This window comes from Amycolatopsis sp. 505 (assembly GCF_031625235.1).
In the GTDB taxonomy this organism is placed as follows: domain Bacteria; phylum Actinomycetota; class Actinomycetes; order Mycobacteriales; family Pseudonocardiaceae; genus Amycolatopsis.
This window is the reverse complement of record NZ_JACKQP010000006.1, coordinates 563,065-577,549: the sequence shown is the minus strand read 5'-3', so window position 1 is coordinate 577,549 and position 14,485 is coordinate 563,065. Positions and strand designations below refer to the sequence as shown.

Genomic DNA, 14,485 nt, shown 5'->3' with positions numbered 1-14,485 from the left:
GCGCCGGAGGTCCCGAATGAGTCATTCGCGACGCTTCGGCGGGGGTTCCGGCCACCGTCAGCTCCCGGTGACCCGGCGCCCGGCCGCGCGCAGCCGCACCGCCCGCACCAGGTAGTCGACGCCGGTCACGACGGTCAGCACCAGCGCCAGCCCCATCAGCGCCCACCGCACCGGGTCCGCTCCCACCGGCAGCGGCAGCAGGTACGCCACGATCGCCGCGATCTGGGCCATCGTCTTGGCCTTCCCGCCGCGGCTGGCCGGGATCACGCCGTGCCGGATCACCCAGAACCGCAGCAGCGTCACGCCGATTTCGCGGACCGCGATGACGATCGTGACCCACCACCCGAGCTCGCCCAGCACGCTCAGCCCGACCAGCGCCGCGCCGGTCAGCGCCTTGTCCGCGATCGGGTCGGCGATCTTGCCGAAGTCGGTGATCAGGCCGTACTTGCGGGCCACCCAGCCGTCCAGCTGGTCGGTGGCCGAGGCGATCGCGAACAGCCCGGTCGCGAGCGCGCGCCAGGTCGTGTCGTGGCCGTCGCCGACGAACAGCGCGATCACGAACAGCGGCACCAGGACCAGCCGCGACAGCGTCAGCAGGTTCGCGACGTTGAGCGTGGGAACCGGGGTCGGCTCGGGGACCTGGGCGGCGGTGTCGCGCGTGAGGCCCTCGTCGGCGGCGTCGCTGGGGAGCGCACTCACCGGTCGGCGTCCGGTACCGCGCGGACGATCAGGTCCACGCCCGCCGAGTCGACGACCTCGCAGCGCAGGAAGTCACCCACCTGCACCTTCTCCGGCGCGTCGAGGATGACGCACTCGCCGTCGACCTCCGGCGCCTGGTGCGCCGCGCGGCCGGTGAGCTCGCCGTCGTCGTCCAGCTCGACCAGGACGTCGACGAACGTGCCGATCCGGTCCTCGGCGCGCTGCGCGGTCAGCTCCTCGACCAGCGCCGAGATCCGGGTGACGCGCGCGGCGACCTCCTCGGCGGAGAGCTTCCCGTCGAAGGTTTCGGCCTCGGTGCCGTCCTCGTCGGAGTAGCCGAAGACGCCCACGGCGTCGAGGCGCGCGCCGGTCAGGAACCGCTCGAGCTCGCTCAGGTCGTGCTCGGTCTCGCCCGGGAACCCGACGATCACGTTGGTCCGGATGCCGGCCTCGGGCGCGTACTCGCGGATCTGCTCGCACAGCGCCAGGAACGAGTCGGTCGAGCCGAACCGGCGCATCCGGCGCAGCACCTGCTCGCTGGAGTGCTGGAAGGACAGGTCGAAGTACTCGGCGACGCCCGGCGTGGTCGCGATGGCCTTGACCAGCTGCGGGCGCGTCTCGGCCGGCTGCAGGTAGGAGACCCGGACGCGCTCGATGCCGTCGATGTCCGCCAGCCGCGGCAGCAGCCGCTCCAGCGCGGTGGCGCCGTCGCGGCCGAAGTCCTTGCCGTAGGACGTCGAGTTCTCGCTGACCAGGAACAGCTCCTTGACACCGTTCTCGGCCAGCCACATCGCTTCGGCGACGACCTCGTCCGGCTGCCGCGAGACGAAGGAGCCGCGGAACGACGGGATCGCGCAGAACGAGCAGCGCCGGTCGCAGCCGGAAGCGATCTTCAGCGCGGCCACGGGCGAGTCGTCCAGGCGCGTGCGCAGCACCCTCGGGCCCCAGCCGTGCTGCGCGTGCCCCGGGACCTCGACCGCCTCCGCGGCGGCGGGCCGCTCGACCGGGCTGATCGGCAGCAGCTTGCGGCGGTCACCGGGCGTGTGCGAGGCGATCTTGCGGCCGGCGACGACGTCGTCGAGCCGGGCCGAGAGGTCGGCGTAGTGGTCGAAGCCCAGCACCGCGTCGGCCTCCGGGAGGCTGTCGGCGAGCTCGTGCCCGTAGCGCTCGGCCATGCAGCCGACGGCGACGACCTTCTTGCCCGTGTCGGACGCGGCGAGCAGCGTGTCGACGGAGTCCTTCTTGGCCGACTCGACGAAGCCGCAGGTGTTGACCACGACGACGTCGGACTCTTCGGGATCGGCCGCCAGCTCCCAGCCGCCGGCCGCGAGCCGGCCCGCCAGCTCCTCCGAGTCGACCTCGTTGCGGGCGCAGCCCAGGGTCAGCAGGGAGACGCGTCGGGTGGCGGCTGGGTCCGTGGCAGGGGAAGGCACAACGCTCAGGGTAGCCGCCGGTCCCGGGCGGCCCGACGACGGCGTAGCCCGGGCTGTGACAACCGGGGCCTCGCCCCGGGCCGGGGGCTTCGCCACCCGGGCCCCGAAAGAGAGCTGTGTCGCCACCCGCGCCGGGCGATGTGGCAGGGTGGACGATCGTGCCGTCCGACTCGCCCCGCCCGACCGTCCGCCGCGCCCGGATCGCCGACGTCCGCAAGATCAAGGCCCTGGTCGACTCGGACGCCGGGCGCGTCCTGCTGGAGAAGGACCTGGTCACGCTGTACGAGGACGTCCAGGAGTTCTGGGTCGCCGAAACGGGTGACGAGGTGGTCGGCGCGGCCGCGCTGCACGTGCTCTGGGAGGACATCGCCGAGCTGCGCACGGTCGTGGTCGACAAGGCCGTCCGCGGCCAGGGCGTCGGGCGGGTGCTGGTCGCCCGGCTGGTCGACGAGGCACGTGAGCTGGGTCTCAAACGGCTGTTCGTGCTGACCTTCGAGACGAGCTTCTTCGCCGGGCACGGGTTCGTGGAGATCGACGGCACCCCGGTGTCGCACGAGGTCTACGAGGAGATGCGGCGGTCGCACGACACGGGTGTCGCGGAATTCCTCGACCTGCCTTACGTCAAGCCGAACACCTTGGGGAATTCCCGCATGTTGCTCGAACTGTGAGTGAAAACCTCCTTTCGGGCGGTGACGTGCGCCACTGCGCTGCCGGAAGCTGATCGGGCACCAGTCCACCGATCGGCAAGGAAAACCGATGCGCACGACACTGCGGAACCTGGGGGCCACCGTGACGGTGGCCGTTTCTGTCGGCGCGGGCGCCCTGCTGGGCACCGGCACCGCGGCCGCCGTCGACATCCCGGCGGTCACCGACCAGTACCTCTTCTCGACGTCGCTGTCCGGCTTCGAAACGATCCGGAACTCCGCGCCCTACTCCGGCCAGCTCGACTGGTCGTCCGACGGCTGCTCCTGGTCGCCGGACACCCCGTTCGGCTGGCAGTTCCTGCCGGGCTGCCACCGGCACGACTTCGGCTACCGCAACTACAAGAAGCAGGGCCGGTTCACCGCGGCGAACCGGCTGAAGATCGACGACAACCTGTACACCGACCTGAAGAGCGTCTGCGGGTCGAACGTCGCCTGCAAGGGCGCGGCCTGGACGTACTACCAGGCGGTCCGCAAGTTCGGCGGCTGATCAGCTGATCCGGACGGTCGCTTCCCCGCCGTCCTCGCTCACCGAGACCAGCTCGATCCGGCTGGCGGCGAACGACGTCGCCTGCGGGCCGGTGCGCGGGCCGCTGTGGAGCTCGGCCGTGGTGCTTTCGCCGCGGCCGGGCTCCTTCAGCAGGAACGCCAGCGTGGCCTCTCCCTGCCAGATGCAGGTCATCCCGGGCCGGCACCGCGAGTCGGCGACCACCCGCGTGAAGCGCACGGTGAGGTCTTTCCCCTGCACGGCAACCTCTTGCCCGAGTCGCAAGGCGACCTCGCCCCCGGCGGCGGCACTGACGGTGCTCGGAGCCACCGCGGGCGCCGCCACGGCCCCGGGCCGCCCGGCGGCGACCGAGCTCCCGGCGCCCACCGTGACGACGGCGAAGGCGAACAGTCCGGCTACGAATCGCTGTAGGTCCACGCCTCCATGACGGAACGGACCGAGCCGGGGTTGCACGCGCTACTCGTCGTCGTCGCCGGCGCCGGTGTCGACCGGGCCGCCGCCGCGGATCATGAACAGCACCGACTCCAGTTCCTCCGGCTTGATCAGCACGTCGCGGGCCTTCGAGCCCTCCGACGGGCCCACCACGCCCCGGCTCTCCAGCAGGTCCATCAGCCTGCCCGCCTTCGCGAACCCCACCCGCAGCTTCCGCTGCAGCATCGACGTCGAGCCGAACTGGGACGTCACGATCAGCTCCGCCGCCTGCAGGAGGACGTCGAGGTCGTCCCCGATGTCCGGGTCGATCTCCTTCTTCTCGCCCGCCTTCTGGGCCGTGACGCCGTCCTGGTAGTCCGGCTGCGCCTGCTCCTTCGCGTAGTTGACGACCGCGGCGATCTCCTCGTCGCCGACGAACGCGCCCTGGATGCGGACCGGTTTGCCCGCCCCCATCGGCAGGTACAGCGCGTCGCCCATGCCGATCAGCTTCTCCGCGCCCGGCTGGTCCAGGATGACCCGCGAGTCGGTCAGCGACGACGTCGCGAAGGCCAGCCGCGAGGGCACGTTGGTCTTGATCAGGCCGGTCACGACGTCGACCGACGGCCGCTGCGTCGCCAGGACCAGGTGGATCCCCGCGGCACGCGCCTTCTGGGTGATGCGGACGATCGCGTCCTCGACGTCGCGCGGGGCGGTCATCATCAGGTCGGCGAGCTCGTCGACGATCGCCATGATGTACGGGTACGGCCGGTACTCGCGCTCGGACCCCGGCGGCGCGGTGATCTCGCCCGAGCGCACCTTCTTGTTGTAGTCGTCGATGTGCCGGACCTTGTTGACCTGCATGTCCTGGTAGCGCTGCTCCATCTCCTCCACCAGCCAGGCCAGCGCGGCGGCCGCCTTCTTCGGCTGGGTGATGATGGGCGTGATCAGGTGCGGGATGCCCTCGTACGGCGTCAGCTCGACCATCTTCGGGTCGATCAGGATCATCCGGCACTCGTCCGGCGTCGAGCGCGCGAGCAGCGACACCAGCATCGAGTTGACGAAGCTCGACTTACCGGAGCCGGTCGACCCCGCGACCAGCAGGTGCGGCATCTTCGTCAGGTTCGCGGTGACGAAGTGGCCCTCGATGTCCTTGCCGAGGCCGATCACCATCGGGTGGTTGTCCTTGACCGTGGACGGCGCCCGCAGGACGTCGCCGAGGCGGACCATCTCGCGGTCGGAGTTCGGCACCTCGATGCCGACCGCGGACTTGCCGGGGATCGGTGCCAGCAGCCGGACGTTGTCGGTGGCCACCGCGTAGGCGATGTTCTTGGTCAGCGCGGTGATCTTCTCGACCTTCACGCCCGGGCCGAGCTCGACCTCGTAGCGGGTGACCGTCGGGCCGCGGGTGAAGCCGGTGACCTGCGCGTCGACGTTGAACTGCTCCAGTACGCCGGTGATCGCCTCGATCATGGCGTCGTTGGCCTTGCTGCGGGACTTCGGCGCGTCGCCGAGCTTCAGCAGGTCGGGCGGCGGGAGCTGATAGTCGCCTTCGACCGTGCGGGTGACCGCGAGCGGCGGTTCCGGGGCCTTCTTCGGCTTCTTCTCGACGACCTCGGGCGCCGGCTTGGGCTTGGGCGGCTTGATCGGCGTCGGCGCCTCGGCGAGCATCGCGTCGATGTCCAGCTGCTCGGGTTCGGCGTCGCTGGCCTGACGGCGCCGGGACGGCTTGCGCAGCCGCGCGGACTTCGGGTCGGCGTCGGTGACCTTCTCTTCGTCGGTCGCGAAGCCCGAGCGCTGCGCCTCGGCCTCGGCGATCTCCTCCTCGTCGAGGCCCCAGTTGCGCAGCCGCTGCGGGATCTGGCGGACCGGCGTGCCGGTGAACACGAGTACGCCGAAGAACAGCGCGAGGATCAGCAGCGGCACGGCCACCCAGGTGGTGACGCCCATGGTGAGCAGGCCGCCGGAGAAGGCGCCGACGATGCCGCCGGCGTACATCCGGCCGTCGTTGGTCTCCGGCAGCGCGGTGAAGATGTGCAGCATCCCGAGCACGGACAGGACGACCATGATCGTGCCGACGACCATCCGCGGCCGCGTCTCCGGGTGTGGCTCGGACCGCATCAGCGCGACGGCGACGACGACCAGCACCAGCGGCAGCGTGACGGCCCCGGCGCCGAGGACGGTCCGGGTGGCGATCTCCACCCCGGCCCCGATCGGCCCGGCCGCCCGCCACCAGACGCCGACGGCCGCGACAATGGCCAGCGCGATCAAGCCCAGCGCGAGCCCGTCGCGGCGGTGCTCGGCCTCGAGCTCGCGGGTGCGGCCGACCGTCCTGGCCAGCGTGCCGAGGCCCTTGGCCAGCAGGTTCCAGGTGCCGCGGACGCCCTTCCCGAAGATCCCGGGCGTCTTGCGGCGGGCGCGTGGCGCGGGTTTGCGAGGGGCCGGACGTGACTTCGCGGGTGTACGCGGCTTACGCGCCGCTGCCCCCTTCGCGCCGCTTCCCGTGCTTCTCTTCCTCGTCGCCGACCCAGCCATACCGTTTACGGTAACCGGCCGTGGCGGTTCGTCCCACGCGCCACTCTCGGCCCAGGGTGAACTTCTGCCTCACACCGCGGGTTGAGCGGCCATCCGGGTGAACCGATCCGCCCAGTGCGCAATCGGGTGAAATCGGCGTCTGCCATGCTCTGCCCCATGGTCGCGCTGAACTCCGACAACACCGCTCGCCGGGCGCCCGCCATCTGGCGGACCATGCTGAACATCGACCGCGGGCTGGTGAACCTCGTCGGGCGGCTCACGGTCACCGGCCGGGTGCCCGCGCAGCTGCGGGGCAAGCCGCTGCTGATGGCCGCGAACCACATCGGCGTGTTCGACGCCTTCGTGCTGATGGCGGCGTGCAAGCGGATCGGCATCAACCCGCGGTTCATGCTGGCCGGCGGCATCCTCGACGCGCCCGTGATCGGGCCGGCGCTGCGGGTCAGCGGGCACCTGCGGGTCGACCGCAAGCACGCCGGGACCGCCGTCGGGCAGTTCGCCGAGGCCTTCGAGGCGATGAAGACCACGCGCGAGCCGATCATCGTCTACCCGGAGGGCCGGATCAGCCACGACCCCGGGCTGTGGCCGGAGCGCGGCAAGACCGGCGCGGCGCGGCTCGCGCTGGCCTCGGGCGTGCCGGTGATCCCGATCAGCCAGTGGGGCGCGCACGAGGCCGTCTACTGGGGCACCGAGACCGTCAACGGCCCGGCCGACCTGATCCCGCTGGCCCGCTCGGGGCTGAGCGCTCCGCTGCGCCGGCCGCGGTTCCGGGTGCACTTCGGCGACCCCGTCGACCTCTCGGAGATCGACAAGCAGCGCCCGGGCGCCGGGGTGCGTGCGCACGCCAAGATCATGCAGGCGATCACCGACGGTCTCGTCCCGCTACGCCGCGACGAGCTCGACCGGCCCAAGTTCCACGACCCGACGCGCCCCACCGACACGGTCAGCCCCTGGAAGCCGCCGTCCGTACTGTGAGACGGGCGGGCGCGGCCGCCTAGAGTCGGCGGACGTGAGCACACGGATACTCGTCGTCTACTACAGCTCGACCGGGAACACGGCCGCCCTCGCCGAGTCGCTCGCCGCCGGCGCGCGAGAGACCGGGGCCGACGTGCGGGTGCGGACGGTGCCGGAGACGGTGCCCGCCGACGCGATCGCGCGGAACCCGCGCTGGCAGGCCTGGGTCGACGCCGGCCCGCACCACGAGCTCGTCACCCTCGGCGACCTCGAGTGGGCCGACGGGCTCGCCGTCGGCAGCCCGACCCGGTTCGGCGGACCGGCCGCCCAGCTGAAGTCCTTTTTGGACAGCACGGGTGGGTTGTGGGCGCAGGGAAAGCTGGCGGACAAGGTGGCGACGTCGTTCACGACGGCGTCCACCGCGCACGGCGGCCTGGAGTCGACGCTGCTGGCGATCAACAACGTCTTCTACCACTGGGGCGCGATCGTGGTCCCGCTCGGCTACACCGACCCGCACCTCAAGGAGTCGGGCAACCCGTACGGCGGCTCGTTCGTGTCCCGGAAGTCCGCGGCGCCGGACGACATCGCCCTCGACGCGCTGCGGCTGCAGGGCCGGCGGCTGGCCACCATCACCACGCACGTCGCCACCGGGCTGAAGCACGCCGGATGACGGCCCGGGCGCCTCAGCCCGACCCTCGGTCTCAGCGCCGGGCGGCGTTCCGGCGGCGCAGGGCCCAGGCACCACCGGCACCGGCGAGGACGAGCACCCCGCCGGCGACGAGCGCCGGAGCGGCGGAGCCGTCATCGGCCGGGCCACCGCCGGTCTGCGGCGCACCGTGCGGCTTCACCGCAACCTGCGGCGCGGGCTTCGGCTTCGGCTTGGTGGGTTTCGGCGTGGGCTTGGTGGGCGTCGGTGTGCCGGTGACCCCGACGGTGAACTGCCGCCACCAGCTGCCGGTGCCGCCCTCGAGGCAGGACATGGTCGCGTACCACACACCCGCCTGCACGCCGGTGAACGTGATGGTGTGCCGGTTCCCGTTCTGGACCATGACCCCCTGCTGAACGGGGCTTTGCCCACGGTAGTAGTCGTAAGTCGCCAGGGCCCGGACATCGGCGGTCTCACACGTACCCGTGATGGTCACCGCGTTCCCTTTCACGGTGACCTTCATCGACGTCGGATTGCCCGGGTACGCTTTGTCGGCCGAAGCCACGATCGGCGACAGCAACACGCAACCGGCGGAAACACCAGCGACGAGCAAAGTTCTTCGCATTGTTTCACCTCCAGGGTCCTCGCACGGCAACTGCGCGCGAGCCTCTTGGAGACGCCCGCCGCCGGATCGGTGGTTGCCACCCGGACGTAACGAAACGGACTCGCCGGATTCAGTCCTCTTCGGACAGTCCGAGTGCCGCCGGTCGGCGGTCGGGCGTTTCCGCGGCCGACGCCACGACGGCGACAGCGCGTGAAGAGAAATCGCTCGCCGCCGAAATGAATCGCGGGGTTCCAAGTCTCTCGAGACAGCCGGAAGACGCCTGCCCACCGGCCCGGTTGCGACCTCGACGCAACGAACCGGACTCCGCGCCCGCGTGACCAGCGTAACCGGGAAAATCGCTTCGGCGGTCACGCCGGGCCACCTACAGTCGCGGTGGTGACCACCGAACTCCCCGTCCTCGCACCGCCCCGGGTCGCCCACCGGGGCCGGGGGACCGCCTACGTCCTGCTCGCCGCCCTGTTCTTCAGTACGTCGGGCACCCTGGGCAAGTCCGTGATGTCCGCCGGGGTCACGCCGCAGCAGGTGGCCGCGGCGCGGATCGCGCTGGCCGGCGTGGTGCTGCTCGCCGGGGTGGCGCTGGTGGCGCCGCGGAAGCTGCGGGTGCGCCGGGCGGAGCTGCCCGTCCTGGCGGGGTACGGCCTGCTCGGCGTGGCCGGCGTGCAGCTGCTCTACTTCGTCGCCGCGGGGCGGATCCCGGTCGGGATCGCCATCCTGCTGGAGTTCGTCTCGCCGGTGCTCATCGCGCTGTGGGTGCGGTTCGTGCGGCGGCACCGGCTGCCGCGGGCGGTCTGGGGCGGCATCGCGCTGGCCATGGCCGGGCTCGCGCTGGTCGCCCAGGTCTGGGAAGGCGTCACGCTGGACGGGCTCGGCCTGCTGGCCGGCTTCGGCGCGGCGCTCTGCTCGGCCGGGTACTTCCTGCTGGGCGAACGCGCGGTGGCCGGGATCGACCCGCTGGGCCTGGTCACCTGGGGCATGGTGATCGGCGCGGTCGCGATCAGCTTCGTCGCGCCGCCGTGGACGTGGCCCGCCGCGCTGCTCGACGTCCCGGTCGGGTTCGGCGCCTGGCACCCGCCGGTGTGGCTGCTGCTGACCCTGCTGGTGCTGGTCGCGACGGTGCTCGCGTACGTCTGCGGCATTTCGGCGCTGCGCCACCTGCCGGCGTCGGTGGCGAGCGTGGTCGGGCTGGTCGAACCGGTGATCACGATCTTCGCGGCGTGGGTGCTCATCGGCGAGGAGCTCGCCTGGCCCCAGCTGCTCGGGTCGGCGATCCTGCTGGCCGGTGCGTACATCGTGCAGCGCTACTCGGAGATCCTCAGCGGGTGAGCTTGCGCAAATTCTGCGTCTGACCTCGCCCGGGTGGACAATTCCCGCGATCGATGCCCACCCGGGGAGGAAGCACCTTGGCGACGAAGTCCGGGCTGCGGCCCGACCTGCGGCAGCGGCACGTCCGGATGATCGCCCTCGGCGGCATCATCGGCGCGAGCCTGTTCATCGGCAGCGGCGCGGTGATCCACACCGTCGGCCCGGCCGCGGTGCTGTCCTACGCCATCGGCGGGCTGCTCGTCGTGCTGGTGATGCGGATGCTCGGCGAGATGGCGACGGCGGCGCCGGCACTGGGCTCGTTCATGGAGTACGCGCGCGACGCGCTCGGCGGCTGGGCGGGCTTCACGATCGGCTGGCTGTACTGGTACTTCTGGGTCGGCGTGGTCGCGTTCGAGGCCGTCGCGGGCGCGAAGATCCTGCAGGGCTGGATCCCGGGCGTCCCGCAGTGGGTGTTCTCGCTGGCGCTGATGCTCCTGCTGACGGCGACGAACCTGGCGTCGGCGCGTTCCTTCGGCGAGACGGAGTTCTGGCTGGCGTCGATCAAGGTCGCCACCATCGTCGTGTTCCTGCTGCTCGGCACGCTGTTCGTGCTCGGGCTCTGGCCGGACGCGCACTTCTCGGTCGGCAACATCGGCCTCGACGGCTTCGTCGCGAACGGGCCGTTTTCGGTCGTCCACGGCGTGGTCATCGTGATCTTCTCGTACTTCGGCGCGGAGATCGTCACGATCGCGGCGGCGGAGTCCGACCAGCCGGAGACGGCGGTCCGCAAGGCGACCTCGACGATCGTCTGGCGCGTGATCGTGTTCTACGTGGGTTCGGTGGCACTGCTGGTGATGATCACGCCGTGGCGCGAAATCCCGAGCGAGACAAGCCCGTTCGCGGCGGCGTTCGGCCGCTTCGGCGTCCCGGCGGCGTCGACGATCGTGTCGGCGGTGGTCCTCACGGCGGCGTTGTCGGTCTTGAATTCGGGGCTGTACACGGCATCCCGCATGCTGTTCGCGCTGCGCCGCCACGGCTGGGCGCCGGCCTGGATCGCGGACACGAACGCGCGAGGCGTGCCGTGGAAGGCGATCCTGGCGTCGACGTCGGTCGGCTACGTGGCGGTGGTGATGAGTTACGTGTCCCCGGACAAGATCTTCTACTTCATCATCAATTCGGCGGGCGCGGTGGCCCTGTTCGTGTACGCGATCATCTGCGGCTCCCAGCTCAGGATGCGCCGCACGCTCGAAGCGACGGCGCCGGAGAAGCTGAAGCTGCGGATGTGGGGCTATCCGTGGCTGAGCTGGGTCACGCTGGCCCTGACGCTGGTCGTGGTGGCCTCGATGTTGTTCGTCGACGAGGACGCCCGGGCGCAGCTGTACTTGAGCTTGATCAGCTTGGCGGTGATCCTCGGTGTCTACGCCCTCATCCGCCGGCGATCCGGCCGTGCGGCACCCGGCATCACGCGTGATTGACGAGATGCGCGCCTCGCCGAAGATGCTCGATCGCAACCGACCGCACCCGAGGATCGCAATCCGCTTCCGGATCGGACACGACACGGCAACTTCCGGATTCTCACCCCCCTTTTCCCAGTAACAGGCCGCTCGCCACGCCGTTGATATATGGCAACTGCGAGCGTCGAGGGGCGACCATGGGAAAACCACGAAGGTGCGCACGAAAGCACGTCAAAATCGAAGATGACCCGTTTCGCTCTCCTTACCAGCGAGACCGCGACCGGGTGCTGTATTCGTCCGCATTCCGCCGCCTGTCCGGCGTCGCCCAAGTGGCCGCGGTGAACGAGCAGCGAGTTCTGCACAACCGGCTCACGCACAGCTTGAAGGTGGCCCAACTCGGCCGTCGGCTGGTCCAGCAGCTGAAACACGGCGAATCCGCGGACGAACGAGAACTCCGGAAACTGGCGGGAATCAAAGCGGATGTGGTCGAGACGGCAGGTCTCGTCCACGACATCGGCCACCCACCCTTCGGGCACATCGCCGAACCCGTCCTCGACGCCTGCCTTCGCCGCACCGACGGCCTGGAGGGTTTCGAAGGAAATGCCCAGTCGTTCCGCATCGTCACGAAGCTCGCCAGGCGGAGGACCGACTACCCGGGCCTCGATCTCACCCGGGCGGCCCTCGACGCCATGCTCAAATACCCCCGGCCGAGGCCGACGTCCGCCGACGATCCCTTCGTCGTCCCCGCTTGGACGGACCGTCGTTTCGGCAGCAAGTGGGGTGCGTACGCGAGTGAACTCAGGGACTTCCGCTGGGCGCGGAAGGACACTCCGGCCGCGCTCAGGTCGGCCAACGCCATCCTCATGGATTGGGCCGACGACATCACCTACGCGACCCACGACATCGAGGATTACTTCCGAGCCGGCCTGATCCCCCTGCACGACTTGCGCCGGGACCGCGCCCGCATCGCCCGGCACGCCCATCGCCGGCTCGGCGGTATGGCGGACTTCGAACCGGCCCGGTTCGACGCCGCCCTGAAAAAGGTCATCAAGCGGTTCGGAGCGGGCATCACCTCGTCATGCTGGGATACCCGGGAGAACCGGTCCGCGATGAACGCGATAACGACGATGAACCTCACGGAGTGCGTCGGCGCGGTTTCCCTGGTGGCCGAACCTCCGCACGTGACGGTCGATCCGCGGTGTCAATACCTGGTCGAAGCCCTGAAGGAGCTCACCTGGTTCTACGTCATCGACAGACCGTCGCTGGCAGTGATGCAGAAGGGGCAGAAACGGATCGTCCAATCCCTCTACGATCGGCTCCGCGACTGTCTCGCAGAGTCACCGAAAAGCCCTCGGTTGCCGATCCAGCTTCGCTCGCTTTATCGAGACCTCGGTCATGACGCCGATTTCGCGTCCGCCTACCCGCGGTCCTCGGAAGCCCGGGAAGCACGGGCCGTCGTCGACTACATCTGCGTGCTGACCGAAGCGCAAGCCGTTGACCTGGACGAGCGGTTGAGCGGCCGGTCGCACGGTTCGATGTTCGGCGCCTGGTTCAGCTAGCCGCCGGCGATCCGGCTCAGGGCCCCGAAAAACACGTCCGTGATCTTGGCCGGGTCCGGGGCCACGAAGGCCTGTCCGCCGGTTGCCGCCGTCAGCTGGTCGAGTTCCGACTTGTCCGCGTCCGGGCCGATGCCCACCCCGATCAACGGGATCGGGCGGCGGGCGTCCTGCAGTTTGGCCAGCTCCGTCAGCAACTCCGCGCGGGAGATGCCGTGCGGGTCCTCGTTGCGGCCGTCCGTCATCACGATCACCAGGTTCAACCGGCCCGGCTCCCACTCGCGGCGCGCGGTCCGGTAGGTGTCCAGCACGCTGTCGTACAGGCCCGTTCCGCCGTTCGGGGTGGCCGTCACCTGGCCCAGCTTCTCCAGCGCTCCGCCGGCCAGGTGCTGGGCGACCGACGCCATCGGGAGCAGCTCGCGGTAGTCCTTGTCGCCGTCCAGGCGGGTCGAGAACGCCAGCATGCGCAGCTGCGTCGCCGGCTTGAACAGGCGCATCGCCTTGGCCGCCGCCTGCATCGTCACCTGCATGCGGTTCAGGCCGGTTCCCGGGACCTGCGCGTTCATCGAACCCGACACGTCGATCAGCACCTGCACGCGCGCGCTCAGGTTGATGCCCGCCCACTGGTTGAGCAGCTCGTCGACCTCCGGGCCGGACGGGAGGTTCGCCGCCCGGATGCCCTGCGGCTGCACCCTCGGGTCGTCGGTGTGGTCGCGCAGGGCCTGGCCGCCCGCCGCGCGCAGGCCGGTGCGGGCGATCGCGTCCGACCCCGTGTCGCCGAGGACCGCGTCGCGCAGCGCGTCGACGAGCGGGCGCTGCTGCGGCGTGATCCGGCCCAGCTCCGCGAACGGGTAGTCCAACGTCGGCACCGCCGTCGAGTAGACGGCGACGAGCGGGGACTTCGAGTCCTCGACGTTGTGGCGCAGCAACGAATTCTCCGACGCGGGGAACGCCGTCACCGCGGCCGCGCCCCCGCCGTCGCTCGAGCCCGGCAGCCGGGCGATCAGCTCCGTCTCCGCGCCGAGGGTGTTGGCCGAGAAGCGCCGCAGCGTCGCCACGTACGCGCCCGACGGCTCGGGGGCCGTCTTGACGCTGTCGCGCAGACCGAGCAACGCCAGCGCGCCGACCGGATCGCGCGCCGGGTCGGACATGCCCGGCACCACGCCCGGCGCGGCGAGCGCTTCCGCCCAGGTCGGCACGTGGTCGGGCCAGCCGAGGCCCTTGACGACGTCCGCGGCGACCGCCAGCACCACCGGCGAGCTCGCCACCGATGCCCCGGTTTCGGGGACGTCGGCCGCGCCGAGCTGGTGGGCGCGGCGCAGCGCGAGCGTGGAGTCCGGCACCCAGACCTGCGGCCGCGGGCTGCCGTCCGACATGGCGAGCCGCTCGGCCGCCTGTGTCGCCTCCCGCGTCTGGATCTCGATGCTGCCGCACTTCAGGTCGAGACCCTGCACGACGAGCGAAAGCGCGGGCGCGATGTCCGGCGAAGCGGTGACGAGGACCTTCGTGGGCTGCTCGCACGACGGCCGGGCACGCACGGTCGTCACCGTCACCCACGCACCGGCTCCGAGGACGAGCACGACGCCGGTCGCGAGGGCGGGCACGAGCAGCCGGCGTCGTCTGCCGTCCGAATGACGTCCCATCGGCGCGGCCTCTCTGCGCGAGGC

General features: G+C 70.7%; 13 protein-coding genes. 7 read left to right on the top strand and 6 right to left on the bottom strand.

The features are described 5' to 3' along the window. Nucleotides 1-57: 57 nt before the first annotated feature. Together pgsA and rimO are read right to left on the bottom strand one after the other, a co-directional pair. Nucleotides 58-699, bottom strand: coding sequence for a CDP-diacylglycerol--glycerol-3-phosphate 3-phosphatidyltransferase (gene pgsA, locus H5965_RS24740; RefSeq protein WP_310972610.1), 642 nt, complete (start codon nt 697-699; stop codon nt 58-60). Further along, nucleotides 696-2,132, bottom strand: coding sequence for a 30S ribosomal protein S12 methylthiotransferase RimO (gene rimO / locus H5965_RS24735; protein WP_310972609.1), 1,437 nt, complete (start codon nt 2,130-2,132; stop codon nt 696-698). The genes pgsA and rimO overlap by 4 nt, the downstream gene beginning before the upstream one ends. A gap of 158 nt (nt 2,133-2,290) precedes the next feature. Between rimO and H5965_RS24730 the strand changes: the two genes are divergently transcribed. Both H5965_RS24730 and H5965_RS24725 read left to right on the top strand, forming a co-directional pair. After that, complete coding sequence (locus H5965_RS24730) at nt 2,291-2,800, top strand: amino-acid N-acetyltransferase (RefSeq protein WP_310972608.1); 510 nt, start codon at nt 2,291-2,293, stop codon at nt 2,798-2,800. Between the two features lie 88 nt (nt 2,801-2,888). Next, entirely contained in the window at nt 2,889-3,323 is a 435-nt protein-coding gene (locus H5965_RS24725; RefSeq protein ID WP_310972607.1) for a phospholipase, read from the top strand. Here the strand turns inward: H5965_RS24725 and H5965_RS24720 are convergent, their stop codons facing one another. Together H5965_RS24720 and H5965_RS24715 are read right to left on the bottom strand one after the other, a co-directional pair. Further along, the gene (locus H5965_RS24720) at nt 3,324-3,758 is read right to left on the bottom strand and encodes a hypothetical protein (protein WP_310972606.1); all 435 of its coding nucleotides are present in this window, start codon (nt 3,756-3,758) and stop codon (nt 3,324-3,326) included. Between the two features lie 39 nt (nt 3,759-3,797). After that, a complete protein-coding gene (locus H5965_RS24715; RefSeq protein WP_310972605.1) occupies nt 3,798-6,284 on the bottom strand; it encodes a DNA translocase FtsK in 2,487 nt (828 codons plus the stop codon). Between the two features lie 156 nt (nt 6,285-6,440). Here H5965_RS24715 and H5965_RS24710 point away from each other — a divergent pair, with 156 nt between their 5' ends. Then, nucleotides 6,441-7,256, top strand: a complete 816-nt coding sequence (locus H5965_RS24710) for a lysophospholipid acyltransferase family protein (RefSeq protein ID WP_310972604.1) — start codon at nt 6,441-6,443, stop codon at nt 7,254-7,256. 34 nt (nt 7,257-7,290) lie between these two features. Then, complete coding sequence (wrbA, locus tag H5965_RS24705) at nt 7,291-7,905, top strand: NAD(P)H:quinone oxidoreductase (protein ID WP_310972603.1); 615 nt, start codon at nt 7,291-7,293, stop codon at nt 7,903-7,905. Between the two features lie 31 nt (nt 7,906-7,936). On the opposite strand, the gene H5965_RS24700 is transcribed toward wrbA, so the two are convergent. Then, nucleotides 7,937-8,284: a hypothetical protein gene (locus H5965_RS24700; protein WP_310972602.1), complete on the bottom strand. Its 348-nt coding sequence runs from the start codon at nt 8,282-8,284 to the stop codon at nt 7,937-7,939. A gap of 597 nt (nt 8,285-8,881) precedes the next feature. On the opposite strand from H5965_RS24700, the gene H5965_RS24695 reads away from it, so the two are divergent. From H5965_RS24695 to H5965_RS24685, 3 genes are all read left to right on the top strand, one after another. Next, nucleotides 8,882-9,829: an EamA family transporter gene (locus H5965_RS24695; RefSeq protein ID WP_310972601.1), complete on the top strand. Its 948-nt coding sequence runs from the start codon at nt 8,882-8,884 to the stop codon at nt 9,827-9,829. Between the two features lie 53 nt (nt 9,830-9,882). Next, nucleotides 9,883-11,283, top strand: coding sequence for an amino acid permease (locus H5965_RS24690; RefSeq protein ID WP_396136936.1), 1,401 nt, complete (start codon nt 9,883-9,885; stop codon nt 11,281-11,283). 176 nt (nt 11,284-11,459) lie between these two features. Further along, a complete protein-coding gene (locus H5965_RS24685; protein ID WP_310972599.1) occupies nt 11,460-12,821 on the top strand; it encodes a dGTP triphosphohydrolase in 1,362 nt (453 codons plus the stop codon). On the opposite strand, the gene H5965_RS24680 is transcribed toward H5965_RS24685, so the two are convergent. Beyond that, a complete protein-coding gene (locus H5965_RS24680; RefSeq protein ID WP_310972598.1) occupies nt 12,818-14,461 on the bottom strand; it encodes a substrate-binding domain-containing protein in 1,644 nt (547 codons plus the stop codon). The genes H5965_RS24685 and H5965_RS24680 overlap by 4 nt on opposite strands. Nucleotides 14,462-14,485: the final 24 nt, after the last annotated feature.

Bases quoted from the DNA above. Each gene is read 5' to 3' on its own strand.
- H5965_RS24725 (WP_310972607.1), top strand. From the start codon at position 2,889: ATGCGCACGACACTGCGGAACCTGGGGGCCACCGTGACGGTGGCCGTT.
- H5965_RS24715 (WP_310972605.1), bottom strand. From the start codon at position 6,284: ATGGCTGGGTCGGCGACGAGGAAGAGAAGCACGGGAAGCGGCGCGAAG.
- H5965_RS24710 (WP_310972604.1), top strand. From the start codon at position 6,441: ATGGTCGCGCTGAACTCCGACAACACCGCTCGCCGGGCGCCCGCCATC.
- H5965_RS24700 (WP_310972602.1), bottom strand. From the start codon at position 8,284: ATGGTCCAGAACGGGAACCGGCACACCATCACGTTCACCGGCGTGCAG.
- H5965_RS24690 (WP_396136936.1), top strand. From the start codon at position 9,883: ATGCCCACCCGGGGAGGAAGCACCTTGGCGACGAAGTCCGGGCTGCGG.
- H5965_RS24685 (WP_310972599.1), top strand. From the start codon at position 11,460: ATGGGAAAACCACGAAGGTGCGCACGAAAGCACGTCAAAATCGAAGAT.
- H5965_RS24680 (WP_310972598.1), bottom strand. From the start codon at position 14,461: ATGGGACGTCATTCGGACGGCAGACGACGCCGGCTGCTCGTGCCCGCC.